Consider the following 538-nt stretch of genomic DNA (forward strand, 5'->3'; position numbering starts at 1 on the left):
ATTCGCTTGGTTTCTTCGGCTTCAAATTCGCCGGATTGGTTCTGATTCCAGACCAGTCCTGCATATTTGGCTAATGCATGATGATTCTTAAAACGCTTGATGTCACCGATTTCGGCGATTAACCCAGCGGCGAATACCGGTCCCACTCCTTTAATGGAAATGAGTGTATTGGGGGTTCCTTTCATCAACTTGGCAATTTCTTTATCTAAGCGCTTCACTTCAGACTCCATATGCTTGATTACGCTAAGCGTAACAGATAAGGAAATATTGACTGGATCAGCCATTGCCTTGTTTAACCGATAAGAAGCACGGGCGATCTTTTGAAGATATTTTGCGATTTCCTCGGGATTTTCAAAACGGTTTTTCCCTTTCTCTTGAAGAAATTCAATGAGCTCTTCTATGGACATTTGGGCAATCTGTTCTGGTTCGAGTTCTTGTATAATGGCTAAACACGTTGCCCCAAACATATTTGAAAATGGATTATCTTGCCGTAATCCACTGAACTTTAAAAAGACTTGATTAAGGAAATACGTCTTGT

At 40.9% G+C, this 538-nt stretch carries 1 protein-coding gene; it reads right to left on the reverse strand.

Annotated features, from left to right (window positions below):
- Positions 1-538, reverse strand: a 538-nt coding sequence (locus tag DCC39_RS18940) for a transposase (protein WP_133243523.1), incomplete at both ends; no start/stop codon positions are given.

Source organism: Pueribacillus theae (genome assembly GCF_003097615.1).
Classification (GTDB): domain Bacteria; phylum Bacillota; class Bacilli; order Bacillales; family UBA6769; genus Pueribacillus; species Pueribacillus theae.